Source organism: Nocardia terpenica, assembly GCF_013186535.1.
GTDB classification, from domain to species: domain Bacteria; phylum Actinomycetota; class Actinomycetes; order Mycobacteriales; family Mycobacteriaceae; genus Nocardia; species Nocardia terpenica.
Genome location: NZ_JABMCZ010000002.1, coordinates 457,571 through 481,224 on the forward strand (window position 1 = coordinate 457,571; position 23,654 = coordinate 481,224).

Consider the following 23,654-nt stretch of genomic DNA (forward strand, 5'->3'; position numbering starts at 1 on the left):
GCGAATTGACTGATCGCGCAGTTCCCGCTTAACTGCGTTGGGTGTCCTCCCGATTGAGCGTCGAAGAACGCAGAGCCCACCTTATCGAGGCGGCAATCGGCCTTGCCGAGAAAAAGGGCGTAGCCGGGGTAACCACCCGCGATGTGGCTCAGGCAGCTGGTGTTTCGCTCGGTGTGGTGCATTACTGTTTCGAAAACAAGGACGCGCTGATGACCGAACTGGTCAAGGCGCTATCGATGGAATTACGCGATTCTGTCGAGACCAACGAAACGGTCTGGCAGGACGTCGGAAGTGGAAAAGAATCGCTTCAAAATTTGATACGGGCGAGCCTCGAACTACTCTGGCTGAACATCGAAGCAACGCCGGAGCGGCAGCTGCTCACCTACGAAACCACGACCTACGCACTGCGGGAAAGTGAACAGACCCCGGCGAAACTCGCCATCGCCCGGGAGCAGTACACCTTCAACGACTCCACCGTCGCCGACGTCCTCGAACACGCCCGGGACGCCACCGGCACCGAATGGCGAGTCCCGGTGCGGACGCTCAGCCGCTTCACGCTGTCGGTCATCGACGGCATCGTGTTGCGCTGGCTGGTCGACGACGACAGCGCCGCGGTCCGCGGCCAGCTGGACGTGCTGGCGGAGATGATCGCCTCGTACGCCAACTAGCGCCCGGGTCTTCGGGTTTCAGGACTCGGCCGGTTCTCCGGGGTGCCGCCGCACGTGCGTGGTCGTGCCGTCGCGCCACAGCGGGACCTCGACGGTGGCCTCGTAGGCGCCGGTGAGGCGGACCCGGAGCCGGTCGTGCACGACGAGTTCGCCGTCCGGTACCGGAAACCCGGGCTGCAGGCGCAGCAGCACACCCAGCGGTTCGGCCGCCCATGTGGTCGGGCGGCCGGCGCCGAGCACCTCGGCGTGCACCGCCTCGGACACCAGGGGCACGTCGAGCAGGGTGGCCAGCGCGGCGGCGGTCTCGGTGGCGCCGACCACCAGCCGCTCCGGCGGCACCGCCAGGCCGTACCAGGGGTGGTCGAGCACCAGCGCGTCCGCCGGATCGATCGTGGCGCCGGACAGCGCGCGCACCCGGTCGGGCAGGCCGAGGCCGTCCAGATCCAGGCGGTCGGCGGCGGCCGCCAGGCGGGCGTGCACGCGGGTGATCGCCTCGGGCGACGGCGTTTTCGCCGGATCGGCGAGGGCGGCCAGCACCGCGGCGGCCAGCTCCTGGGTGATCGTGTCCGGATCGGCCAGCACGGCGCGCAGCGCGGCCGGGTCGTCGACGGCCGTCAATTCCGGGAGCAGACCGGCGAATACGGGGTCGCCGGGCGCGCGGAACAGGCCCAGCGGGGTGCCCGCGATGCGCGCGTGCCGACGCAGCCACCACGCGGTGTAGCCGTCGCGGTCGGCGAGCAGGCGGCGGGTGGCCGGGTCGGACAGCAACAGCCGCAACGCCTCCGGCCACGCGGACTCGTCGACCAGGTCCAGGTCGCGGACGGCGGCCAGCTCCGGCGGATCCTCCGCGAGCCCCTCCCACCACGACTCCTCGTCGTCGAGATTGTGGTCGGGTCCGGTCGGATCGCTCTCGGTGACAAGGGAAAAGCCCCAGCCGACGCCGATCGTGCGCAGGGGCGCGACGCCGTAGCCCTCGACGACGGCGGAATCGACGGTGCCGAGCGGGGAATCGGCGACCAGCAGGCGGGCCAGCGGCGCGCCGGGCAGCAGCAGTTCGTCGGCGGGCAGGGATTCGCCGGTGTCGGCGGGCAATTCGAGCCGCCCGATCCAGGACGGCAGCGGCGCGCCGTCGGGCAGCAGGGCGGCCAGCCGCAGGACGGCGTCGACGGTGTCCGCGTCGCCCGGGTCGTGTTCCAGTTCGGCGGCCAGCGCGGGATCGTGCAGCAGGTCCTCGGCGGTGGCCGGGCGCGCGCCGAGCCGACTCAGCAAGGGGTGCACGGCCTCCGGATGAGCCAGCCGCGCCCAGCCCACCGGGATGGGGTCGTCGAGCCGGTCGTCGAGCACCACGGTGCGGGGGCCGGTGACCAGGCGGCCGTCGGCCAGCGGGACCGCGAGCGCGCCCAGTTCCTCGGCGGCCAGCGGGTCCACCACGAACGGTTCCAGGGCGTCGTAGAGCGAATACCACCAGTGCGGTGGGCGTTCCAGGCCGATGGACAGTTCGGCGATCCGGGCCAGGCCGATGCGATGCACGTCCAGCACCGCCAGGACGTCGGCGGCGGCGCGGCCGGACAGGTCCGCGATCACCAGGGGGCCGATGAGGTCGGCGAGCAGCGCGGTCAATGTCTCGGTGGCGCCGGTGAATACGCTCGATCGCTGCGGCGCGGCGGTGGTCTCCCGGGTGTCGGCGGTCGGCACGACCGGCAGCCAGGCGGCGGCGCGCAGCTCGGCGACCAGGGCCTCGCGCAGCAGGCCGTCCATCTCGCTGCGGGCGAAGCCGGGGGTGGGGACCAGGACCAGGCGGTCGGAGGGCGGCAGGGCGCGGGCGAAATCGGCGTAGCCCTCGGCCAATTCGGCGATGCGGCCGCCGGGGAGCAGGCGGCGGCGGTCGGGCTGCATGGGAATGTCGGCGATCAGCAGCGCCGGGAGCGACAGTTCCTCGTCGGAGCGGGTCGGGGCGCGCAGGACGTCCGGCTCGGCGGCGTGCGGGCGGCCGTCGCGGACCGGCAGCAGCCAGCGGGCGCGGCCGGTGTCGAACTGCCACCAGATCCGCTCGTCCCGCACCGGGCCGGTGAGCCGCAGTTCCCGCAGGCCGTTGCCGAGATCGGTGACGGCGCTGACGATCTCGTCGTCGCCGACCCGGATCGACCGCAGCGCGGGCAGTTCCAGCAGCAGGTCGGCCGCCTCGGCGCGCATGGCCGCCAGCAGGGCCGCGGGGTCGACGCCGTCGTGCAGGTGGACGACGATCTCGCTGTCGAAACCGTCGGCGGGGGCGGTGGCCAGCGGCCAGACCAGGCGCAGCGCGGGCGGGGTGAACTCCGGAACGCCCCCGGGCAGATGGATGCCGTTGTCGCCCAGCGCCTTCCGGGTGTCGGCGCGGGAGAAGCGGAGCGAGCCGGTGCGGGAACGGAATTCGATCTCGTCACCGGCGGTCAGGACCGCGGTGAAGCCGACGCCGAAGCGGCCGACGCTCGCCTCGCCGCCGGACTTGGCGGAGGCGCGCAGCGCGGTCAGCGCGTGCACGCCCGTAATGTCCAGCGGCACACCGGTATTCGCGACGTGCAGGGACCGGCCCGCCAAGCCGACGACCAGTCGCCCCGGGACCCCGGCCTTGGCCGCGGCGTCGGCGGCGTTCTGCGCCAACTCGGTGAGCAGCCGATCCCGATACCCGGCCCGCACCAGGTCGGCCTCGGTGGCGGCGTCCTCGCGCAGCCGGGTCGGCGAATCCCGCCATGCGGCCAGCACTCCCGCCCGCAGCGCGGCGGTCTGGAACGGATCGCTCATCTCGTCCACGCCGCGCTCGGCACCGACGCTCAGAGCGCCTCCGATGCCCCGGACGCCCCCGCCTCGCCCCGCTGCACCCGCACCGCCGACACCGCCCAGGCATCGCTGTACTGCGCGGGAGAATCATCGGGGTCCGCCGCACTGGGCGAAGTATCGGAAGACGTATCGGCCGCCGAAACCTCCGCTGCCGCACCCGAATCGGCCTCGGCGGAAACCGACACATCGTCGGTCGGCGCAGCAGCGTCAAAGGCGGTGGATGAGGCATCCGCTGCCCCATCGCCGCCACCGGCGATCTCCGGCGTGTCATCCGGTTCCGTGGTCTCGGCGACTACGCCGTCGCTCGCCTGCGCGGCGGATGCGTCGTCGCTCGCCTGCCCGGCGACTGCGTCATCGCTCGCCCGCCCGGCGACTACGTCATCGCCCGCCTGCGCGGCGGATGCGTCGGCATTCGCCTGTGTATCAAGCGATTCGGTGGGGACGAGTTCCACGGCCGAGTCGTCGTAGGCCTCGTACTGGGGGGAGCCGGTGCCGCCGGGGACGACCGTGTCGGAGTGGGCGCCACAGCCGTATTCGGCGTGCACCACGTGACCGTCGGCGCCCATGGCATTGGCGCAGACACCGAAACCGGCGCGCAGGGAGCCCGCGAGGGGGACGAAGAAGCCGCACACACCGCAGGTGGAGGGGGCGGAGCGGGCCATGTCGGTGTCGGGACCGTATTCGGTGAACCAGCGCTCGGCGGCCTCGGCACGACCCTGAAGGCTGAGCACCCGGCTGCGGCCCAGGCCGATCTCCTCGGCGACCTCGTCGACCACCGGGTCGCCGGTGGCGATGTAGCCGGGCACCAGGCGCGGATCGTTCGGCGGCGGCGCGAGCAGGTCGCCCGGGGCCAGGTCGCCGGGGCGGACCCGCTGGTCCCACGGCACGAATTCGGGCGCGACCAGGGCCGTCGGGCCCGGCAGCAGCGCCGACTCGCTGACCGTCGCGTACTCGGCCTCCGGTGGGGCCGCCACCACGACCGCCCACTGCCAGCCGCGATACCCGGGCAGGGTGGCCTCGAAGTGGTGGGTGGCGGCGTGGTCGTCCTCGGCGGTGACGCCGAGATGCTCGCCCACGCCCGTCGGCTGCAACTCCAGGAGCGCACGGCGGGCCAGGCCGACCGCCTCCGCCAGGATCGGTCGCACGCCGGGGTCCGAAACAGATACTGCGCTCACGCCTTACATTTTGCCGTATGGAGAGCGAACGGCGTGCGTGGGCTGTGCGAGGGCTGATCTTGCTGGCCGGGGCGGTATTGGCCGCGGCGGGCGCGGCCGCCGTCACCGGGTGCGACCGGCCCGATGACACCCCGCGCGAACGGGTCGAGGTGATCGGCGCCCGCCCGCACGACCGCGCCGCCTTCACCGAGGGGCTCGAGGTGGACGGCACCGTCCTCTACGAGGGCACCGGCCTGGTCGGCGAGTCTTTCGTGCGCGCCACCGAGCTGGCCACCGGGGCGCAGCTGGCCCGCGTCGACCTGCCCGCTCCCCTGTTCGGCGAGGGCATCGCCCGGGCGGGTGACATCCTGTGGGAGCTCACCTGGAAGGACGGCACGGCCATCGCCCGCGACCCGCGCACGCTGGCCGAACGCGGGCGGGCCTCCTACCGGGGGGAGGGCTGGGGCCTGTGCACGCGCGGCGCCCGGCTGGTCATGAGCAACGGCACCGACACCCTGACCTTCCACGACCCGGTCACCTTCGCGCCGACCGGTTCGGTCCGGCTCACCTCGCACCACGGCGCGCGGCTCAACGAACTGGACTGCGCCGCAGACGGTTCGGTGTACGCCAATGTGTGGCCCACCGACCACATCCTGCGCATCGATCCGGATACCGGCGCGGTCCGCGCCGACATCGACGCGAGCGGCCTGCTCACCCCCGCCGAGCGCGCCGGTACCGATGTCCTCAACGGCATCGCCGAACTGCCCGGCACCGATCACTTCCTCATCACCGGGAAGAACTGGCCGACGATGTTCGAGGTGCGTTTCGTCCCGGCGTGACAGGCAATCCGACAGCGAGGCGGGCAACACAGCCCGGCCTGTGTCGGACCGTCTACCGCGTGCGGGAGAATCGGAATCGTGACTGCTTCTCGTGATCCCTCCGGAACCGATCCTGGTCGGTGGGATGCCGAGCAGCCTGCGCGCCACCCCGGATACGACCGGTACCCGCCGCCGAACACCGCCTCGCAGCGCGCGCTGCCGCCCCGGCGCGGGGAACAGGACGTGCCCGAATTCGTGACCAGGCGACTGGCCTCCGGTGAGCCGCCGCGCGCGCTGCCACCGGTCGACGCGCCGCCGCCGACCCGCGAGATCCCGGTCGAGGAGGAGCCCACCGAGGCCACCGGCCGCCGGACCCCGCGCAAGCTGACGGTCACCCGCGTGGTGGCGATGCGCAGCATCGAGCTGACCGAGAAGGGCTTCCAGACCTTCCAGCGCGCGGCGAAGGCCGACGGCGCCGACGAATCCGGGCTCACCGCACTGGTGTACGCGACGATGGCGAACTTCGCCCTCGACGCCGCCATCGCCGTCGCCCTGGCCAATACGCTGTTCTTCAGCGCCGCCACCGCCGAATCCAAGTCGAAGGTGGCGCTGTACCTGCTCATCACCATCGCGCCGTTCGCGGTGATCGCGCCGCTGATCGGCCCGCTGCTGGACCGGTTGCAGCGCGGCCGCCGACTGGCGCTGGCGGGGTCGTTCGCGGCCCGCACGGTGATCGCGATCCTGCTGATCTTCAATGTGCACGGCTGGGCGCTGTATCCGCTCGCGCTGTGCATGATGATCCTCAGCAAATCGTTCGCGGTATTGAAGAGCGCGGTGACGCCGCGCGTGCTGCCACCCGGAATAGACCTGGTCCGCACCAACTCCCGGCTCACGGTCTTCGGCCTGGTCGGCGGCACCCTGGGCGCGGGCGGCCTGGCGGGATTGGCGGCGGCGGCAGCCGGGTCGGCGGGCGCGCTGGTGTTCGCCGCGCTGATCGCCGTCGCCGGAACCTATCTCAGCCTGCGCATCCCGTCCTGGGTGGAGGTCACCGAGGGCGAGGTCCCGGCCACCCTCGGCTATCACGGCAGCGACGCCCGCACCGAGATCCTGGACGGCGAACAGGCCGGAACCGTCAAGCCGGGTCGCCGCCGGCAGCCGCTGGGCCGCTCGGTGGTGACCGGGTTGTGGGGCAACAGCTCGATCCGGGTGCTGACCGGATTCCTCACCTTCTATGCCGCCTTCGTCGCCAAATCCACCGAGCACCGGCCGGTGCAGCAGGCCGCCATGCTGGGCGTCGTGGGGGCGGCCGCGGCGATCGGCAACTTCGTCGGCAATGCCACCGGGGCCCGGCTGAAGCTGGGCCGCCCGGCGCTGATCGTGGTCGGCTGCACCGCGGCCTGCACCGCGGTCGCGCTGTTCGCCACGTTCGCGGACAGCCTGCTGGGCGCGGCGCTGGCCACCCTGGTCGGCGCGGGTGCCAGCGCCCTGGCCAAGGTGTCACTGGACGCCTCCATCCAGGACGACCTGCCGCCGGAATCGATCGCCTCCGGTTTCGGCCGTTCGGAGACGGTGTTGCAGCTGTCGTGGGTGATCGGCGGCGCGGGCGGCGTGCTGCTGCCGACCGTGTACTGGAAGGGCTTCGCGGTGGTCACCGCGGTGCTGGCGCTCGGACTGGTGCAGACCGTGGTGAGCTACCGTGGTCATTCGCTGCTGCCCGGCCTGGGCGGCAACCGACCGCAGCACGCGAAGCAGGAGGTCCCCGGCGGGCTGCCGCACGACGGCCCGGCCCCGGACGATCCCACCCCCCGAGCGACAGGAAATGCGCCCCAGTGAGCGAGCTTTCGAGCGAACTACCCGAACCGAGCGAGGCGGCCCGATGAGCCGCGCGCGCGTAGCGGTCACGGCGAGCGTGGCGGCGCTGCTCGTCTTCGTCGTCGCCGTCGCGGCCGTGGTGTTCGTGACCGTGCGAAACGCGCACACGCCCGATCCGCAGATCACCGCCTACGCCCACGGCAAGACCGTGACGGTCCCGCCCTACCGGTACTGCTCGGTGAGCCAGGCCGACAATCGGCTCGACCTCGCCTGCCGGGAAAGCGATATCACCGTCCCGCTCGACGTGCCGGTGGGCTACCCGGTGCAGCTGTCGCTGCCCAGGCACCTCGCCGACGCGCCGTGGGTGATGATCCTGGAATACCGCACCCCGCAACGGAAGAAGGTGCAGCACATCGGCACCTACCTCGATTACAAGGCGGGCACCATGGCCGTCACCGTCGACTCACATCCCGAGCGCGATCTGCGCCTCGTCGGGATCGAGATGCAGCTGGTGGTGCCGGCGCGCGACGAGAGCGGCAACGAGTCGTTCGAGCCCTACCAGGCGTGGTCGATCAGGACCGCGGGCTGAAACCGCAACCGCGGCACGACGACTCAGTGGTCGAGCTCGCGCGCCACGCCGCGGACCACCTCGGCGATGCGCTGCGCGGTCTTGCGGTCGGGATAGCGGCCCTTGCGCAGGTCCGGCTGCACCGTCGCCTCCAGCAGGGTGATCATGTCCTCGATCATCCCGTGCAGGTCGTCCGGGGTCTTGCGGGGCTGCGCGGGCGGAGCCTCCTTGCGGCCCTGGGCATTGCGGACCGAGGGCAGCGGCTCGAGCAGCTTCAGGCTGAGCGCCTGCGGGCCGCGGCGGCCCGCCGCCATACCGAATTCGACGCGTTGCCCGGGCTTCAGCGCCTCGACACCCTTGGGCAACGCGGACGACCGAACATAGACGTCCTCACCCTCATCCTGGGAAAGGAAGCCGAAGCCCTTCTCGACGTCGTACCACTTCACCTTGCCGGTCGGCACTGCGCTCACCCGTTCGTCATCGATGCCCGGACCTCCCGGGCACAACCATGGGCCCCGGGTCGTGCCCGGAACCATTGCCGCTTGCGAAAGAACGCGCCCCACACTGGTATGCAGGACGCGATGGCTTCGAGTCTACCCCGGTGCCGATACGCTCGGCACATCAGTTTTACGGTGCAGTAATGCCCGATTCCTCCCCGCATCGCACCCCGCCGCGCCGGTCCGGTGCTCCGCTGCTGTATCTCGCCCTGGGGCTGTTCGCCGTCGGCTTGCTCGCGATCGCCGCCATCTTCCTCACGCCGATCGTCTCCGACGGCAGGCCCGCGCTGTGGCTGTATCTGGTGGCGATGGCCGGTACCCCGCTGGGGCTGCTGCTGGCCATCGTTTTCGCGCTCTGGTCCGGCCGCCGGGTGCGCTGACCAACAAGCAGTTTGCCCAGTTCGTTACCGCGCTATTCCTGTGATCTTCGTCACATTACGGGGAGGTCACGGACCGGTCACGGCGGGCACTCGGATCTGACACGCCGCATCCACCTGCACAGACGGGTATGCGTAAGCCGTTGCGGCAGACGACGACCCGGTCGTACACGCCGGTTACCAAATGGTGATTTTTGGCGGAGATCGTCGTACGGTCTAACGCAGCCGGGATGCCCGGCACCACCGGCCCGCCGCACCGAGCCTCGCCCCGCGGGTACCGGACCCCGACGCAGACCAGGGGCGAGGGCGGGGAACCCACGTTCCCTACGCAGGGAAGCGGGAACGGTCGGAAACGAACGCTCCCTTGGGGTGAAGTCCCGTGGCGGCCCCACCGCACCGGGACCGGACGGCCTCTCAGTCCGAACCCGACAGCTCACCTCGCAGGCGCGTACGAGAGGGAGTCGAGGAGCCGATATGAGTGGACGCCATCGCAAACCGACAAACACCGGCCGCACCGTCGCCAAGGTCGCTGTCACGAGCGCGATCGTGGGCGGCGCTGGGGTAGCCCTCGCCGGACACGCCTCCGCGGCCTCGGATCAGGACTGGGACCGTCTCGCCCAGTGCGAGTCGGGCGGCAACTGGAGCACCAACACCGGCAACGGATTCCACGGCGGACTGCAGTTCTCCCAGGGCACCTGGGCGTCCCACGGCGGCACCGAGTACGCCGCGAGCGCCAATCAGGCCACCCGCGAACAGCAGATCGTGGTAGCCGAGAAGGTGCTGTCGACGCAGGGCTGGAGCGCGTGGCCCTCCTGCTCGTCCAGCCTCGGTCTGCACAGCGGCGCGACCATCCGCAGCGCCCCCGCCCCCACTCAGTCCACCCCCCGCTGGAACCCGGCCCCGCAGGCCGACACCCCGTCCGCGCCGCAGGCGCAGGCGCAGACCGACGGCAGTCAGGAAGTCTTCCAGGCCGTCGACAAGGCCGTCGCCGTCGCGCAGTCGCAGGGCATCCAGGTGCCGCAGCAGGCGCTCGACGTCCTCAACGCCGCCAAGGCCAACAATGTCAAGCTCGATCCGAGCATCGTGAACTTCTTCGAGGCCAACAAGGGCATGCTGCCCCACTGAGCCGCAGATATGAGAAGGCCCCCGCACCGTTCAGGATGCGGGGGCCTTCTCCGTGCGTCAGCGATTGATGACCGTGTGCGGGTGCACATAGGGCACCTGGTCCGCCGGCACCGGAAACTCGGCGTCCTCGCCGAAAGGCGACAGACCACCGGAACGGGTCGACGACAACTCGGTGACCGCGTGGTCGCCGTTGCCCAGATCCGGCCAGCCGTTGTCGACATAAGGTTTCTTCGATTTGTTCACCACGGCCTCATTCTGGCACGACGGCCATAATTCGCCATGTCCGGCGCGGGATTGTGGCCGGATCCACGCTGCCCCGCGCGGGTCCGATCCGCGGCCTTTAGGCTGGATCGGATGACCGCCACCGATGAGCCCGCCGCCACACCGGGTTCCGATACTCCCGTGACCCTGGCCGAGTGGCTGTCGGCGCGCACCGACGCGGATCTGGTGGCACTGCTGGAGCTGCGGCCCGATCTGGCCGTGCCGCTGCCGGCCTCGATGGCGGTCCTCGCGGCCCGCGCCGAACAGCGCGCCTCGGTGCTGCGCACCACCGACGAGTTGAACACCCTCGATTTCGCGGTGATCGAGACGCTGGCCGTGCAGGGCGCCGCCTTCCCGGGCCGCCGCGCCGCGCCGCTCCCCCGGCCGCGGCTGCACGAACTGCTCGGCGACCGGGTCCCGGCGGCCGCGATCGATGCCGCCGTCGAGCGCCTGATCGCCCGCGCCCTGGTCTGGGGTACCGACGAGCTGTACCTGGCGGCCGCCGCCAAGGAGGCGCTGCCGTGGCCGCTGGGCAGCACCACCGACATCCCGGACGCGCTGACCGAATCCGAGATCAATGCCGCCCTGGGTGAGATCGGCCCGGCCGAGCGCGCGCTGCTCGACAAGCTGGCGAGCACCGGCCCGCGCGGCCGCACCCGCGACGCCGCACCCGGCACCTCCCCCGATCGCCCGATCCAGCGCCTGCTGTCGCATCGGCTGCTGAACTGGGTCGACGACGAAACCGTCGAGCTCCCACCGGCGGTCGGCCAGGTGCTGCGCCGCGAACCCATCACCGACCCGCACGTGCTCGTGCCGCCCGACCCGGAACCGAGCACACACGCCGCCGCCGATGTGAACGCCGCGGCCGCGGGCGAGGCGGGTGAGCTGCTGCGGCACGGCGCCCAGGTGCTCGAGGCCCTCGCGCAGACGCCCGCACCCGCCCTGCGCGCGGGCGGGCTGGGGGTGCGGGAGTTGCGCCGGATCGCCAAGGAGACCGGCATCGACGAGAACCGGATGGGCCTGCTGGTGGAGGTGCTGGCCGCGGCGCACCTGCTGGACAAGGGAATTCCGGAACCGGAGCCGCGGACCGACGGCGTCGAGGACTTCTGGGCGCCGACCGGAGCCATGGACGGCTGGCTGGAGGGCCCCGCCGCACGGCGCTGGGTGGTGCTCGCGCACGCCTGGCTGGAGCTGGACCGGTTCCCGTGGATGATCGGCCTGCGCGACGCCAACGACAAGCCGCTGGCCGCGCTCTCGCTGGAATTGCGCAATCTGCACGCCACCCGCGACCGGCGCGCCGTCCTCGCGCTGCTGGCCGAGCACCCGGCCGGGTCCGGGCTCACCCCGCAGGACATCGCCCGCGTGCTGGCCTGGCGACAACCGCGCTGGCGCAGGCACTTTCGGACCGACGCGGTGGAGCGCACGCTCGCCGAGGCGACCGCGCTCGGGCTGGTCGGCCGCGGCGCGCTCACCTCGGCCGGGCGGGCCCTGCTGCACGGCAGCCAGTCCGATGCCGAGGCCCAGATGGACACGGCCCTGCCCGAGCCGGTGGATCACGTTCTGGTGCAGGCGGATCTGACGGTGATCGCGCCCGGACCGCTGGTCGCCGACCTACAGCGGCGGGTGGCGCTGGTCGCCGACGTCGAATCCGCGGGCGCGGCAACGGTGTACCGGATCTCCGAGACCTCGGTGCGCCGCGCCCTGGACGCCGGGATGACCGCGGCCGAGTTGCATCAGTTGTTCACCGCGCACTCGCGCACACCGGTGCCGCAGTCGCTGACCTACCTGATCGATGACGTGGCCCGGCGGCACGGGCGGCTGCGCGCCGGGATGGCCCAGTCGTTCGTGCGCAGCGAGGATCCGGCGCTGCTGGCGGAGGTGCTGGCCGCGCCGGTGGCTGAGCGGCTGGCGCTGCGGGCGATCGCCCCGACCGTGGCCATCTCGCAGGCCCCGCTGGGCGAGGTGCTGGAGCTGCTGCGCGGCGCGGGATTCAGTCCGGCGGGCGAGGATTCGTCGGGCACGATCGTGGATCTGCGCCCGCGCGGCGTGCGGATTCCGGCCCGCGCCAATGCCCGGCAGTCCTGGCGGCCCACCCCGCCCAGCGTCGAACAGCTGCAACTGCTGGTGGCGGAGTTGCGGGCCGGAGAGAAGGCGGCGCACACCCGAGCGGGTCAGTCGGTGCGCTCCGACGGCAGCCGATCCAGCACGGCGGCCGCGATGGCGCTGCTGCAGCTCGCGGCGCGGGTGCGGCGGCCGGTGCACATCGGGTACGTGGACGCGCAGGGCATCGCGACCCAGCGCATTGTCGAGCCGCTGAAGGTGGCGGGCGGCCAGTTGGATGCCCTGGACCCGGTCACCGGCGCGGTCCGGCACTTCACGCTGCACCGGATCGCGTCGGTGGCCCTGGTCGATCAGTAGAGGCAGTGCCGTCAAGCCTTGGGATTGGCCAGGCAGAAGGTCGTCTTGGGGTCGGAGACGGTGAGGAACGTGGAACCGGAGTCGCACAGGAATTCGTCGCTCTTGCCGTCGACCCGCTTGACCACCTTGACCGTGGCGTCGGTGGCGGTGCAGTCGGCGAGCGAGAAGCCGGTGTCCTTGTCCTGGTGGTAGCAGCTGCCCTGCTTGAGATTCGGGGCCAGGCACAGGAATGCGGTGGTGCTGCCGCCCGCGTTCTTCTCCTCGTAGGAGGAGTATTCGGTGCCGCAGTCCTTCTTCTGGCCGGAGGTCGACATCACCTTGTAGACGGCCTGGTCCGACGAGCAGTCGACGGGCTTGGTCTTGGCGGCGGTCGCGGAGCTCTCGGTGACATTGATACAGTCGCCGACCTTGGCGCCGGCCGTATCGGACTTGCCGGAGCTCGAGCAGCCGGTGACCGCGAGCGCGGCCACCGCCATCGCCACCAGCGCCAGCACGAGGCGAGTGATCAGCCTCGTTCCTGCGAATTTCACGTACGAAAACCTTTCTCACCCAACCGTTCACGGTGTCGTGAACGCGGTGAGGATACCCGCTGCACGGGCGCGGCGACAGCCTCAGAAGTGCATGAGGCGCAGGCCCCACAGACCGAGGAGGGAGTGACCGATGATGTTCGGCACCAGGCCGTTGAGTAGCTGCAAGCTGAAGTAGTTCACAATCGTTACCCCTTCCGGTGACCTGCGCACCGACCCGGCGCGCATCGTGATCTCTGTCGGGTTCGTCCGATCAATCGTTACGCTGATGTCCCATGGCGCTCGAGGACATCGCGCGGGAGCTCTACGGGCTCGATCCCGGAGAGTTCACGGCGGCGCGGACCGCGCGGGTCGAGCGGGCCCGCGCCGCGGGTGACAAACGGCTGGCCACCGCGATCGGGAGGCTGCGCCGCCCCACGGTGGCGGCCTGGGCGGTGAATCTGCTGGCCCGCCAGGCCCCCGACGAGGTGAGCGGGCTGCTGGACCTGGGCGCGGCCCTGCGGGACGCCCAGCGCACGCTGTCCGGCGACCGGCTGCGCACCCTCACCGCGCAGCGGCAGCAGGTGGTGAATGCGTTGGCGCGCAGGGCCGGTGGGCTCGCCACCGAGCACGGGCGCGCGCTCTCCGAGGGCGTGCTGCGCGAGGTGGGGCAGACGCTGCACGCGGCGCTGGCGGACCCGGAGGTCGGGGAGCGGGTGCGCGACGGGGTGGTCACCACCGCCGTGAACTACGAGGGTTTCGGGACGACGGGGGCGAGTTTGACTGCCGTGCCGGAGGTTTCGGAGACCGATCGCACCGCTCGGCCCGAAACTGGAACTGTCCAAAGGAAAGCCGATGCCAGCGAGCGGAAGGCCGAGGCCGACGGGCGGAGGGCCGAGGCTGCTCTACGGGAGCTCGAAGAAGCTCTCGTGACGCTCGAATCGGCCCGTTCCGCACGGGATTCCGCGCAGGACGAGGTGAGCCGGAGCGCGGCCGAACGGGAAGATCTGAGCAAGCGCATCGATAGCTTGCGCGCCGAGCTGGCCCGGATCGAAGACCAGCGTCGTTTCGCCGCCTCGGCGGAGCGGTCGGCGCGGGAGGCGCTGCACAAGGCCGAGCGGCAACTGGATCGCGCGCAGCGGTGGGTGGACAAGGCGCAGGCACGTATTCAGGACGACCCAGCGCACACTTGATTCCGGCCAAAAGCGTGCCGGAATCAGGAATAGGCTCGCAATGTGCCCGGGTACAGGTACTCGTCCGGTGGTGGCGTCGTCGTGTCGAGCCAGGCCGCGAAGAAGCCGGACAGGTCCGTTCCCGTCTTCGATTGCACGAAGCGCCGGAACTCCGGCATGGACGCGTTCCCGTAGGCGTGCGACTGGACGAACTGCGCCATTGCCGGGAAGAACACCTCGTCGCCGAGGGTGCGGCGCAGGGCGTGCAGGAACAGCGGGCCGCGGTAGTAGACCGAGGTGAACTCGCGGTTGGCGCCGGGGTTCTGCAGCGGGATGTCCCAGAACCTCGCGTCGTTGCGATGATCGGTGATCGTCCGCCGATAAAGAGCGTCGACGTCCTTGCCCTCCTTGCGCTCCGGCCACAGGTAGTCGGCCGTGTAGCTGGCGAAGCATTCGTTCAGGCAGACGTCCGACCACTGCCGCACCGACATGGAGTCGCCCCACCACTGATGGGTGTTCTCGTGCACGATCGTGTCCAGATCGGTCCACGGCGCGTAGACGGGCCGGGTCTGGGTCTCCAGCGAGAAATTGATGTCGGTGTCCACGAAGATCCCGCCACCGGACTCGAAAGGATAAGGGCCGTAGAGGGATTCGATGAAGTCCAGCACCTCCGGCAGACGCTGTTCCAACGGGCGGGCGCGCTCGGCCGCGGGCGCGAAGGCACTGATCAGCGGGGTCCCGTCGGCGCGCCGCTGGTCCAGAAAGTCGAAGTGATCGATGGCCACCGTGGTCAGGTAGCCGACCACCGGGTGCCGGGTGGCCCACTCCACCGTGCGCGTCGGTCCGTCCACCACGTCCCGCACCCGCAGCCCGTTCGACACCGCCTGCCACTGCTGCGGAATCGTGACGGTGAGATCGAAAGTCGCCTTGTCCAAGGGCGTGTCGTTGACCGGGTACCAGGATGCGGCCGAATGCGGTTCGTCCGCGACGAAAGCGCCGCCGCTGGGCGAGAACCGCCAGCCGCCCCCTTCGGTCTGCACGCCGCCGTACTCGACGGTGACGGTGAACGGCAGGCCCGGCAGCACCGGCAGGGCCGGGCTGACGGTCAGCTTGTGGTCGCCGTTGCGGTCGTACCCGGCGGGCAGATCGTTCACCGAAACCCGCTGCACCGGTGGCCCGTCGAAGTCCAGATCGAATGCCCGCAGCGCCTGCGTCGCAACCGCATTCAGCCGCGCCCGCCCGGTGAACCGGTGGCTCGGCGGGTCGTAGTCGATGGCGACGGCATAGTGGTCGACGCGGTAACCGCCATTGCCGTCGTCGGGATAGTACGGATCACCGAGCCCCGGCGCCCCGACGAACGGATCCGCGGGCGGTTGCGCCCCCGCGGGCAGCACGCCACCGCCCACCAGCAGCACACCCGCTGCAAGACAACACATCCAGCTCGACAACCGCATACGCCAGCCGCCCTTTCGGCAGGAGCCACCACCGGAGAATTGATCACGAACCGGATTAGATGCTAACCGCGCAGTTCCTCCGGCAGTTGCTGCGGATCCAACAACAGGCGTTTGGCGTCGGCGGTGCGGACCTTGGCGGCCAGGGCGATATTGTCGGCGAGCAGTTTCCATTCCACGTCGCTGATGCTCGCGCGGGCCCGCTCGATCACGCCGCGATCGCCGGTGCCCCACGCGACGGGCATGGCGCTGACCGACTGGCGGAGGTCGCCGACCGAGCGCGGGGCGCGATCGGCGCGCACGGTCACCGCGGGCACCTGTTCACCCGGCCGCATCCGATGCCCCGGCAGCGCCCGCACGACCCGGGTGATCAGGGCGTAGCGGGGCTCGGCGTCGTCGGCCTTGGCGAGGTTCACCAGCGCCAGCAGCGTGACCCCGCGCTGGTGGCGGTCCGACACCACCGCGGGCACCAGTTCCCCCTCGGCGTAGAGCTTCTCGATGCGCGAGCGGTACGGCGTCCACAGCGCCACGAACAGCGCGGTGATCGTGCCCAGCGCGAAGGCCACGGCCAGCAGGAACGAGTACGGATGATTCAGCCAGATCAGTCCGGCGGTGCCGAGGCCGAGCACGATCGCGGCGGCCAGCGCGGCGACCCGTAACCGCCGGATGTCGGCGACGACTTCGTTCACCGCGCGGGCATGCCCGCGATCCACCGCGAATTCGAAGCGTCGCACGTCTTCATTCCTAACACGCTTGTGGAGGAAGTGCCTCCGGTTGCTGTCCTCCGCTCAACCTATCGCCGGACCCAGGAGGTCGTCGGCATCGGTGATGCGATAGGCATACCCCTGCTCTGCCAGGAAACGCTGCCGGTGCGCGGCGTATTCGGCGTCCAGCGTGTCGCGGGCCACCACGGAATAGAAATGAGCCTGGCCCCCATCGTGTTTGGGGCGCAGCAGCCGCCCCAGGCGCTGTGCCTCCTCCTGGCGGGAGCCGAAGGTGCCCGAAACCTGCACCGCCACGGACGCTTCCGGCAGGTCGATGGAGAAGTTGGCGACCTTGCTGACCACCAGCACCGGGATCTCGCCGTTGCGGAACGCGTCGAACAGCGCCTCGCGCTCCCTGGTCCGGGTCGAGCCCTGGATGACCGGGGCGTTCAGGTGTTCGCCCAGCTCGTCGAGCTGGTCCAGATAGGCGCCGATCACCAGGCTCGGCGAGTCCGGGTGCCGGGCCAGGATCGACTCCACCACGGGCAGTTTGGTGCGGGCGGTGGAGCACAGCTTGTAGCGCTCGTCGGGTTCGGCGGTGGCGTAGGCCATCCGCTCGGCGTCGGTGAGCGTGACCCGCACCTCGACGCAGTCGGCGGGCGCGATCCAGCCCTGCGCCTCGATATCTTTCCAGGGCGCGTCGTAGCGCTTGGGGCCGATCAGCGAGAACACGTCGCCCTCGCGGCCGTCCTCGCGCACCAGGGTCGCGGTGAGGCCCAGGCGGCGGCGGGACTGCAGGTCGGCGGTCATCCGGAAGACGGGGGCGGGCAGCAGGTGCACCTCGTCGTAGATGACCAGGCCCCAGTCGCGGCTGTCGAACAGCTCGAGATGTTTGTACTCGCCCTTGGTCTTTCGCGTGATGACCTGGTACGTGGCGATGGTGACCGGGCGGACCTCCTTGCGCTCGCCGGAGTATTCGCCGATCTCGTCCTCGGTGAGCGAGGTGCGGGCCAGCAGCTCGCGCCGCCACTGCCGCCCGGCGACGGTGTTGGTGACCAGGATGAGCGTGGTGGCCTGCGCCTTCGCCATGGCGGCCGCGCCGACCATGGTCTTGCCCGCGCCGCACGGCAGCACCACCACGCCGGAGCCGCCCGCCCAGAACGAGTCGGCGGCCAGCTCCTGATAGTCGCGCAGGTGCCATTCGTGGGTCGCGAAGTCCAGGTCGATGCGGTGCGCCTCGCCGTCGACGTAACCGGCCAGATCCTCGGCCGGCCAGCCGATCTTGAGCAGCATCTGCTTGATCCGGCCGCGCTCGGACGGGTGCACGACCACCGTGTCGTCGTCGATGCGCGCGCCCAGCATGGGCGCGATCTTCTTGTGCCGCAACACCTCTTCCAGCACCGCGCGGTCGAGGCTGACCAGCACCAGCCCGTGCGCGGGATGCTTGACCAGCTGCAACCGCCCGTACCGGCCCATGGTGTCGACGATGTCGACCAGCAGCGGCTGCGGCACGGCGTAGCGCGAGTGGTTGACCAGCGCGTCCACCACCTGCTCGGCATCGTGCCCCGCGGCCCGCGCATTCCACAGCGCCAGCGGCGTCACCCGATAGGTGTGCACATGTTCGGGCGCCCGCTCGAGCTCGGCGAACGGGGCGATGGCCTGCCGAGCCACATCCGCCCGCTCATGATCGACCTCGAGCAGCAGCGTCTTGTCACTCTGAACGATGAGTGGTCCGTCGGTCACGGCACCTCCTGGTTCACGGGCCGCTGTCCATTGTTCCCGACCCCACCGACAACCCCACCCGCCCGACCCACCCGTTCACCGTGAGCGCAGCTCAGGGGCATGTGGCATCGGACACACCGTGAGTGACGCCTCAAATTCCCGGCGGCCAGTCCCCCGCCGGTGTCGGCGGGTCGGTGGCCAGCCGGGCGGCTATCCAGGAGTCGCGGCGGATGCCCTGATGGAGCGCGCCGAGGCGGAGGGTGCCCTCGTAATGGAAACCGGCGCGGCGGGCCACCGCGGCGGAGGCGTGGTTGCCGACGAAGGCGCGCCATTCGATGCGTTGCAGGGCGGGGCCTTCGGGGTGGAAGGCGTAGGCGCAGGCCAGCAGCAGGGCGCGGGTCATGGCGCCGCGGCCGCGCAGGGCGGGGCTGAGCCAGAAGCCGATCTCGGCGGCGGTCGGGTCCGCGCGCCCCGGGCCGAAGCCGATCATGCCCCGGACCGGGCCGTCCTCCGCCGGGCGCAGGGCCCAGGTGGGACTGTCCCCGGCCCAGCCGGGGTCGACGATCTCGGTCAGGAAGTACTCGGCGTCGGCGCGGCCGTAGGGCACCGGCACCGTGGTCCACGCGCCGATGGACGGTTCCTGGCATGCCGCCACGATCGAGTCGATGTCCGCCTCGGTAGGCCGCGACAACCACACCTTTCCATCGGTCAGCACGCAATCTTCCACCCCGCCATGCTGTCACGATCATGTCCGTGGGCCCCAGCCGTTTTCCGTAGTGTTGCCCGGGCCGTGTGCCCGGCGACGGGACCGCTGGTCGGGACCGTTCGTGGACAACCGTAGAATCACCGCATATGGTTGCCGCTCTGCTCGCCGATCTGTTCGAATCCCATCGGGCGCACCTGCTCTCGGTGGCCTATCGGCTGACGGGCAGCGTCACCGATGCCGAGGACGCGGTGCAGGAGAGCTGGCTACGGCTGGCCACCGCGCGGCAGTACGAAATCGAAGACCTCCGCGCCTGGCTCACCACCGTGGTGAGCCGGATCTGCCTGGACCGCATGCGCAGTGCCGCGTCCCGGCGCGAACACTATGTGGGGCAGTGGCTTCCGGAACCGGTGGTGACCGCGCCGACCCCGTCGAGCACGCCCGATCCGCTGGAAACCGTGGTGCGCAAACAGGAGTTCCGGCTCGCCGCGCTCATCGTGCTCGACACCCTCACGCCCCCGCAGCGCGTGTCGTTCGTGCTGCACGACGGGTTCGGCGTGCCGTTCGACGAGATCGCGGACATCCTCGACGTCTCCACCGACGCGGCGCGGCAGCTGGCGACCCGCGCCCGGAAGGCCGTGGCGCACACGCCGGAACCGGTCGCGGACACCACGCACGTCGCCGCGGTGCAGCGGCTGCTGACGGCGCTGGCCAGCGGCGATATCGCGGCGGTGGTGGCGGCCCTGCACCCGGACGCGGAATTCGTCGCCGACGCCGGCGGCACCACCCGCACCGCGCTCAAAGCCGTTGTGGGAGCGGAGAAGTTCGCGCGCCTGGCGCTGTCGCTGCTCACCCGGTTCGACCTGGACCTGTCGGAGCGCAATTCCGTCGAGTTCGAATTCGTCAACGTCAACGGCCAATTGGGGCTGCTGCTGGCCGAGCGGGCCCCGCGGGGCGACGTGCCGGGCTCGCCCACCCGCGTCATCGGTTTCACCGTCCGCGACGGACGCGTCGGCGGCGCTTACGATCTGTCGAACCCGACGAAGCTGGCGGGGGTTCGGGTGGGGCGGTGATTCGGCTCAGCCGCCGACCTTCCCGGACATGTCGTATTCCTGATAGAGCTGGGCCGCATTGTCCTTGGTGACCCGGGTGGTCTGCAGGGTCTGCTTCTTGTCGACGGGCTCGTGGTGCACCAGTTTCTCCACCGTGTCGACGGCCTGTTCGGCGCAGGTCGGGTAGACGAAGGTGGTCAGCAGCTGGCCGTTCTGCACCGCCCGCAGGCCGCCGGTCGGGATGGCGAGGCCGTCGATGCCGATGATCGGGATCTGCCCGGCCCGGCCCGCCCCGGCGACGGCCAGCTGCGCGCCCAGCGCCATATCGTCGTTCTGCGCGTAGACCAGGTCGATCTTGTCGCCCTTGGACAGCCACTGCTGCATGATCGTGGTGGCATCGGCCTTGAGCCACTTGGCTTCCTGCTGGTCGATAATGGTGATGTCGTGCCCGGCGACGGCATCGCGGAAGCCCTTGTCGCGGTCGACCTGCGGCTGATCGGACAGGATGCCGCGCAGCTCGACCGCGTTGCCGCCCTTGGGTAGTGCCTGCACCGCGGCCTGTCCCGCCAGCTTGCCGATGGCGTAGTTGTCGCCGCCGATGAACGCGCTGTAGCAGTCGGTGTTCACGCTGCGGTCGAGAATGACGACCGGGATGTGCGCGGCGCACGCCTGCTGCACGGCCGCGGTGAGCGGGGCGGGCTCGTTGGGCGACACGATCAGCGCATCGACCTTCTGCTGCACGAAGTTCTGCACCTGACTCACCTGGGTCGCGCTGTCCTGATGCGCGTCGGTGATCGGCAGCAGCCGCAGATCCGGATGCTGCCTGACGAAGTACTGCAACTGCAGATTCAGTTGCGCCCGATAGGGTTCGGCATTGTTGGACTGTGAGTAGCCGACGACGAACTGCTTGCCCGACCCCCCGGAACTCGGCGGATTGGCCGCACACGCACCGGTCAGCCCGGCCGCCGCACACAGCGCCACCGTCGCAAAAACCATACGTCTGAACATGATTCACTCCTGAAAGTCATTGATCCCGGCCTCAAAAAATCATTGGTCCCGGCCCCAAAGAGATCATTGGTCCCGGCGTGCCTTTGGCCGGGACCTCTGCCGCCACCACCGAACCGCCGGATCCACCACCGCGCGGAAGAACCCCGGCCGCTGCAACACCACCGCGACCACGACGATCAACCCCTTGATGATCAGCTGCGCATTGGTGCTGATCGCGTTCAGCCCCAGCACATTGTCGAGCAGCGTGAGAATCAACGCGCCGACGAACGTCCCGGTGATGGTGCCCCGGCCCCCGGCCAGGCTGGCCCCGCCGATCACCGCCGCGGCAATGGCATCCAGCTCGTACCCGGTACCGGCCAGCGGATCCGCCGAGGCGCTGTAGGCGGCGTCGATGGGCCCGGCGAAACCGGCCAGCATGCCCGACAGCGTGAAGACCGCGACCACGACCAAGGTCACGTTCACCCCGGAAAGCCGTGCCGCCGTGGGATTTCCGCCGACCGCGTAGATGTGGCGACCGAACCGCGTCTTGGCCAGCACCAGCTGCCCGACGACGCACACCGCGACGAAAGCCAGGACCGGATAGGCGATTCCGCCCGTCCCGAACAGCGGCAGCCAGGTGCCCTTGAACAGCGTGTATCCGGGGGTGCCGAGCAGCGCGAACTGCTCGGCCCGCGGCGTCAGGTGCCCGCTGGGATCCGAAACCGCCGTTCCCACCGCCACATTGCCGGAGATCTGCCGATCCAGCCCGCGCACCACCGACAGCATCGCCAGCGTCATGACGAACGACTGGATGCGCAGCACCGTGGTGCCCAGCCCGTTGCACAGCCCGAAGAACGCGCCGACCAGCGCCGAGGCGGGCACGATCAGCCACGGCGACAGATCGTGGTGCACCAGCAGCATGGCCGCGGTCATCGAGCCGATACCCAGCACCGACCCGACCGAGAGATCGATACCGGCGGTGAGGATCACCAGCGTGACACCGACCGCGAGAATCCCGCGCGAGGCGAACGCGGAGATGGCATTGGTGAGATTGGTCTGGTTCCAGAAGTACTGGCCCTTGGTGACGATGCCGACGGCGATCACCAGCAGCAGGCCGATATAGCCCTGTGCCGCACCGAGATACGGCAGCGCGCGGATCAGCCGCGACCGCAGTCGAGACAGCGGCGAGCCCGGCTCCTCGCGCTCGTCCGCGGCGGGAATGGTGTCGGTCATGCCGACTCCTCACGATCGTCGGGCGGGACCGGCGCGGCCGGTCGGGTGGCCGCGGGGCGGGCCATGGCCGCGGCCAGGATCGCCTCCTGGTCGAACGGCGCGCCGCGGGCGGGGTCGCGGTGGAATTCGCCGGTCAGCCTGCCCTCGCACAGCACCAGGATGCGGTCGCACATGCCGATCAGCTCGGGCAGTTCGGAGGAGACCGCGAGCACGGCCGCGCCGTCGCGGGCCAGCCGGTCCAGCAGCGCGTGCACCTCGGCCTTGGCGCCGACGTCGATGCCCCGGGTCGGCTCGTCCACCAGCAGCACCGAGGGCCGGGTGAGCAGGCATTTGGCCAGCACCACCTTCTGCTGGTTGCCGCCGGACAGGGTGCCGACCGCGGTCGCCTGCGAGGCCGCCTTGACCCGCAGCTCGGCCAGCTGCGCCCCGACCTCGGCGCGCTCGCGCCGGGTGTCGATGGTCCGCCACGGCCGCAGATACCGGCGCAGCGCCGCCAGGGAGGCGTTGAACCGCACCGTATTTCCGAGCACCAGGCTCTGCGCCTTGCGATCCTCGGCGACCAGCGCGAAACCGCGGACAATGGCGCGGCGCGGGCCGTGCGGCCGATAACCCCTGCCGGACAGGCGAATATCACCGGTGACGCCGTGCCCCGCGCCGTAGAGCGCCTCCAGCACCTCGCTGCGACCCGCGCCCATGAGCCCGGCCAAGCCGACGATCTCACCCTCCGCCACCTCGAACGAAATACCTTGCAGGGCAACGGCGTCGCTGCCCGGCCCCGGCGCGGTGCGCAGGTCGTCGACGCGCAGCCGGACCGGGCCGTCCGAATGTTGTTCGGGGCGACGGGGAAACAGCTCGCCCAGCGGGCGGCCGACCATCAGGCCGATGAGTTCGGCGCGATCGGTGGATCGCATCGGTCGGCGTCCCACGTGCGCGCCGTCGCGCAGCACCATGACGGTGTCGGCGATCTGCTCCAATTCCTCGATGCGGTGCGAGATGTAGACGACGCCGACGCCGTGCCCGGTCAGCGTGCGGATGACCGTGAACAGCCGCTGCGCCTCCGATTCGGTGAGGGCCGAGGTGGGCTCGTCCATCACCAGCACCCGCAGATCGTGGTTGAGCGCCTTGGCGACCTCGATGAGCTGCTGTTCGGCGAGGCGGCACTGCCGCACCAATCGCCGTGGCGGCAGCGGCAACCCGACCCGCGCCAGCAGCTCGCGGGTGCGGGCGTCCATCGCCGACCGGTCCAGAGTGCCGCGCGCGGTACGCAATTCCTGCCCGAGGAACAGGTTGTCGGCGATCGACAGCTCGGGCACCAGGTTCAGCTCCTGGTGGATCATCGCCACCCCGTGCCGCGCGGCGTCCTTCGGCGAGCGCAGATGCGCTGGGCTGCCGTCGATCTCGATGGTCCCACCGTCCGGCGGGAACACTCCCGCGAGGATGTTCATCAGCGTGGATTTGCCCGCGCCGTTCTCGCCGAGCAGGGCGAGCACCTCGCCGCGCCGCAGGGTCAGCTCGACGCCGCGCAGCGCCCGCACGCCCGGGAACTCCTTGACGATGCCGCTCATGGTGAGCAGCACCGTGTCGTCGTGCGTTTGTGTCGCGGTCATCG

General features: G+C 70.6%; 20 protein-coding genes, 1 pseudogene and 1 riboswitch. Of the genes and pseudogenes, 9 read left to right on the forward strand and 12 right to left on the reverse strand.

What is annotated here, in order from left to right; genetic code table 11:
• The first annotated feature begins 53 nt into the window (after nt 1–53).
• A complete protein-coding gene (locus tag HPY32_RS13355; protein WP_228786175.1) occupies nt 54–668 on the forward strand; it encodes a TetR/AcrR family transcriptional regulator in 615 nt (204 codons plus the stop codon).
• Nucleotides 669–686: 18 nt separating this feature from the next.
• Here the strand turns inward: HPY32_RS13355 and HPY32_RS13360 are convergent, their stop codons facing one another.
• Nucleotides 687–3,449: a sacsin N-terminal ATP-binding-like domain-containing protein gene (locus HPY32_RS13360; RefSeq protein WP_067585221.1), complete on the reverse strand. Its 2,763-nt coding sequence runs from the start codon at nt 3,447–3,449 to the stop codon at nt 687–689.
• 431 nt (nt 3,450–3,880) lie between these two features.
• Nucleotides 3,881–4,630, reverse strand: a pseudogene (locus HPY32_RS44615) (DUF3027 domain-containing protein); the annotation flags it as partial.
• Nucleotides 4,631–4,677: 47 nt separating this feature from the next.
• On the opposite strand from HPY32_RS44615, the gene HPY32_RS13370 reads away from it, so the two are divergent.
• The 3 genes from HPY32_RS13370 (at nt 4,678) to HPY32_RS13380 (ending at nt 7,858) form a co-directional block, all read left to right on the forward strand.
• A complete protein-coding gene (locus HPY32_RS13370; RefSeq protein WP_156674106.1) occupies nt 4,678–5,478 on the forward strand; it encodes a glutaminyl-peptide cyclotransferase in 801 nt (266 codons plus the stop codon).
• Nucleotides 5,479–5,556: 78 nt separating this feature from the next.
• A complete protein-coding gene (locus HPY32_RS13375) occupies nt 5,557–7,290 on the forward strand; it encodes an MFS transporter (RefSeq protein ID WP_067580985.1) in 1,734 nt (577 codons plus the stop codon).
• A 43-nt stretch (nt 7,291–7,333) separates the two neighbouring features.
• Nucleotides 7,334–7,858 carry a DUF2771 domain-containing protein gene (locus tag HPY32_RS13380; RefSeq protein ID WP_067580983.1) on the forward strand — a complete coding sequence of 175 codons (525 nt, stop codon included), beginning with the start codon at nt 7,334–7,336 and terminating at the stop codon, nt 7,856–7,858.
• Between the two features lie 23 nt (nt 7,859–7,881).
• Here the strand turns inward: HPY32_RS13380 and HPY32_RS13385 are convergent, their stop codons facing one another.
• The gene (locus HPY32_RS13385; RefSeq protein ID WP_171982972.1) at nt 7,882–8,298 is read right to left on the reverse strand and encodes a cold-shock protein; all 417 of its coding nucleotides are present in this window, start codon (nt 8,296–8,298) and stop codon (nt 7,882–7,884) included.
• Nucleotides 8,299–8,477: 179 nt separating this feature from the next.
• Between HPY32_RS13385 and HPY32_RS13390 the strand changes: the two genes are divergently transcribed.
• Entirely contained in the window at nt 8,478–8,714 is a 237-nt protein-coding gene (locus HPY32_RS13390) for a hypothetical protein (RefSeq protein ID WP_067580979.1), read from the forward strand.
• A gap of 275 nt (nt 8,715–8,989) precedes the next feature.
• Nucleotides 8,990–9,173, forward strand: a riboswitch (cyclic di-AMP (ydaO/yuaA leader).
• A gap of 12 nt (nt 9,174–9,185) precedes the next feature.
• Nucleotides 9,186–9,836 carry a resuscitation-promoting factor Rpf1 domain-containing protein gene (locus HPY32_RS13395; protein ID WP_067580977.1) on the forward strand — a complete coding sequence of 217 codons (651 nt, stop codon included), beginning with the start codon at nt 9,186–9,188 and terminating at the stop codon, nt 9,834–9,836.
• Nucleotides 9,837–9,893: 57 nt separating this feature from the next.
• On the opposite strand, the gene HPY32_RS13400 is transcribed toward HPY32_RS13395, so the two are convergent.
• Nucleotides 9,894–10,082 (reverse strand): hypothetical protein, encoded by a 189-nt coding sequence (locus HPY32_RS13400; protein ID WP_067580975.1) that lies wholly within the window; start codon nt 10,080–10,082, stop codon nt 9,894–9,896.
• Between the two features lie 108 nt (nt 10,083–10,190).
• Here HPY32_RS13400 and HPY32_RS13405 point away from each other — a divergent pair, with 108 nt between their 5' ends.
• The gene (locus tag HPY32_RS13405) at nt 10,191–12,515 is read left to right on the forward strand and encodes a helicase-associated domain-containing protein (RefSeq protein WP_067580973.1); all 2,325 of its coding nucleotides are present in this window, start codon (nt 10,191–10,193) and stop codon (nt 12,513–12,515) included.
• 11 nt (nt 12,516–12,526) lie between these two features.
• On the opposite strand, the gene HPY32_RS13410 is transcribed toward HPY32_RS13405, so the two are convergent.
• Complete coding sequence (locus HPY32_RS13410) at nt 12,527–13,045, reverse strand: LppU/SCO3897 family protein (protein WP_067580971.1); 519 nt, start codon at nt 13,043–13,045, stop codon at nt 12,527–12,529.
• Between the two features lie 272 nt (nt 13,046–13,317).
• On the opposite strand from HPY32_RS13410, the gene HPY32_RS13415 reads away from it, so the two are divergent.
• Nucleotides 13,318–14,214 (forward strand): coiled-coil domain-containing protein, encoded by an 897-nt coding sequence (locus tag HPY32_RS13415; protein ID WP_067580970.1) that lies wholly within the window; start codon nt 13,318–13,320, stop codon nt 14,212–14,214.
• A 23-nt stretch (nt 14,215–14,237) separates the two neighbouring features.
• On the opposite strand, the gene HPY32_RS13420 is transcribed toward HPY32_RS13415, so the two are convergent.
• The 4 genes from HPY32_RS13420 to HPY32_RS13435 form a co-directional block, all read right to left on the reverse strand.
• On the reverse strand, nt 14,238–15,629 hold the full coding sequence (locus tag HPY32_RS13420; RefSeq protein WP_231951417.1) for a M1 family metallopeptidase: 1,392 nt from the start codon (nt 15,627–15,629) through the stop codon (nt 14,238–14,240).
• Between the two features lie 80 nt (nt 15,630–15,709).
• Complete coding sequence (locus HPY32_RS13425; protein WP_082870810.1) at nt 15,710–16,378, reverse strand: DUF3239 domain-containing protein; 669 nt, start codon at nt 16,376–16,378, stop codon at nt 15,710–15,712.
• 54 nt (nt 16,379–16,432) lie between these two features.
• Nucleotides 16,433–18,091, reverse strand: coding sequence for a DNA repair helicase XPB (locus tag HPY32_RS13430; RefSeq protein WP_067580966.1), 1,659 nt, complete (start codon nt 18,089–18,091; stop codon nt 16,433–16,435).
• Between the two features lie 130 nt (nt 18,092–18,221).
• Nucleotides 18,222–18,785: a GNAT family N-acetyltransferase gene (locus HPY32_RS13435; protein WP_231951416.1), complete on the reverse strand. Its 564-nt coding sequence runs from the start codon at nt 18,783–18,785 to the stop codon at nt 18,222–18,224.
• Nucleotides 18,786–18,922: 137 nt separating this feature from the next.
• Here HPY32_RS13435 and sigJ point away from each other — a divergent pair, with 137 nt between their 5' ends.
• On the forward strand, nt 18,923–19,846 hold the full coding sequence (sigJ, locus tag HPY32_RS13440; RefSeq protein ID WP_067580962.1) for an RNA polymerase sigma factor SigJ: 924 nt from the start codon (nt 18,923–18,925) through the stop codon (nt 19,844–19,846).
• A gap of 6 nt (nt 19,847–19,852) precedes the next feature.
• Here sigJ and HPY32_RS13445 read toward each other — a convergent pair whose 3' ends face one another.
• From HPY32_RS13445 to HPY32_RS13455, 3 genes are all read right to left on the reverse strand, one after another.
• Nucleotides 19,853–20,833 carry a substrate-binding domain-containing protein gene (locus HPY32_RS13445; RefSeq protein ID WP_067580960.1) on the reverse strand — a complete coding sequence of 327 codons (981 nt, stop codon included), beginning with the start codon at nt 20,831–20,833 and terminating at the stop codon, nt 19,853–19,855.
• A gap of 63 nt (nt 20,834–20,896) precedes the next feature.
• A complete protein-coding gene (locus tag HPY32_RS13450; RefSeq protein ID WP_067580958.1) occupies nt 20,897–22,045 on the reverse strand; it encodes an ABC transporter permease in 1,149 nt (382 codons plus the stop codon).
• Nucleotides 22,042–23,652 (reverse strand): sugar ABC transporter ATP-binding protein, encoded by a 1,611-nt coding sequence (locus HPY32_RS13455; RefSeq protein ID WP_067580956.1) that lies wholly within the window; start codon nt 23,650–23,652, stop codon nt 22,042–22,044. The genes HPY32_RS13450 and HPY32_RS13455 overlap by 4 nt, the downstream gene beginning before the upstream one ends.
• Between the last annotated feature and the right edge of the window lie 2 nt (nt 23,653–23,654).

Bases quoted from the DNA above. Each gene is read 5' to 3' on its own strand.
- HPY32_RS13415 (WP_067580970.1), top strand. From the start codon at position 13,318: ATGGCGCTCGAGGACATCGCGCGGGAGCTCTACGGGCTCGATCCCGGA.
- HPY32_RS13370 (WP_156674106.1), top strand. From the start codon at position 4,678: ATGGAGAGCGAACGGCGTGCGTGGGCTGTGCGAGGGCTGATCTTGCTG.
- HPY32_RS13455 (WP_067580956.1), bottom strand. From the start codon at position 23,652: ATGACCGCGACACAAACGCACGACGACACGGTGCTGCTCACCATGAGC.
- HPY32_RS13390 (WP_067580979.1), top strand. From the start codon at position 8,478: ATGCCCGATTCCTCCCCGCATCGCACCCCGCCGCGCCGGTCCGGTGCT.
- HPY32_RS13395 (WP_067580977.1), top strand. From the start codon at position 9,186: ATGAGTGGACGCCATCGCAAACCGACAAACACCGGCCGCACCGTCGCC.
- HPY32_RS13445 (WP_067580960.1), bottom strand. From the start codon at position 20,833: ATGTTCAGACGTATGGTTTTTGCGACGGTGGCGCTGTGTGCGGCGGCC.
- HPY32_RS13380 (WP_067580983.1), top strand. From the start codon at position 7,334: ATGAGCCGCGCGCGCGTAGCGGTCACGGCGAGCGTGGCGGCGCTGCTC.
- HPY32_RS13450 (WP_067580958.1), bottom strand. From the start codon at position 22,045: ATGACCGACACCATTCCCGCCGCGGACGAGCGCGAGGAGCCGGGCTCG.
- HPY32_RS13405 (WP_067580973.1), top strand. From the start codon at position 10,191: ATGACCGCCACCGATGAGCCCGCCGCCACACCGGGTTCCGATACTCCC.
- sigJ (WP_067580962.1), top strand. From the start codon at position 18,923: ATGGTTGCCGCTCTGCTCGCCGATCTGTTCGAATCCCATCGGGCGCAC.
- HPY32_RS13360 (WP_067585221.1), bottom strand. From the start codon at position 3,449: ATGAGCGATCCGTTCCAGACCGCCGCGCTGCGGGCGGGAGTGCTGGCC.
- HPY32_RS13420 (WP_231951417.1), bottom strand. From the start codon at position 15,629: ATGTGTTGTCTTGCAGCGGGTGTGCTGCTGGTGGGCGGTGGCGTGCTG.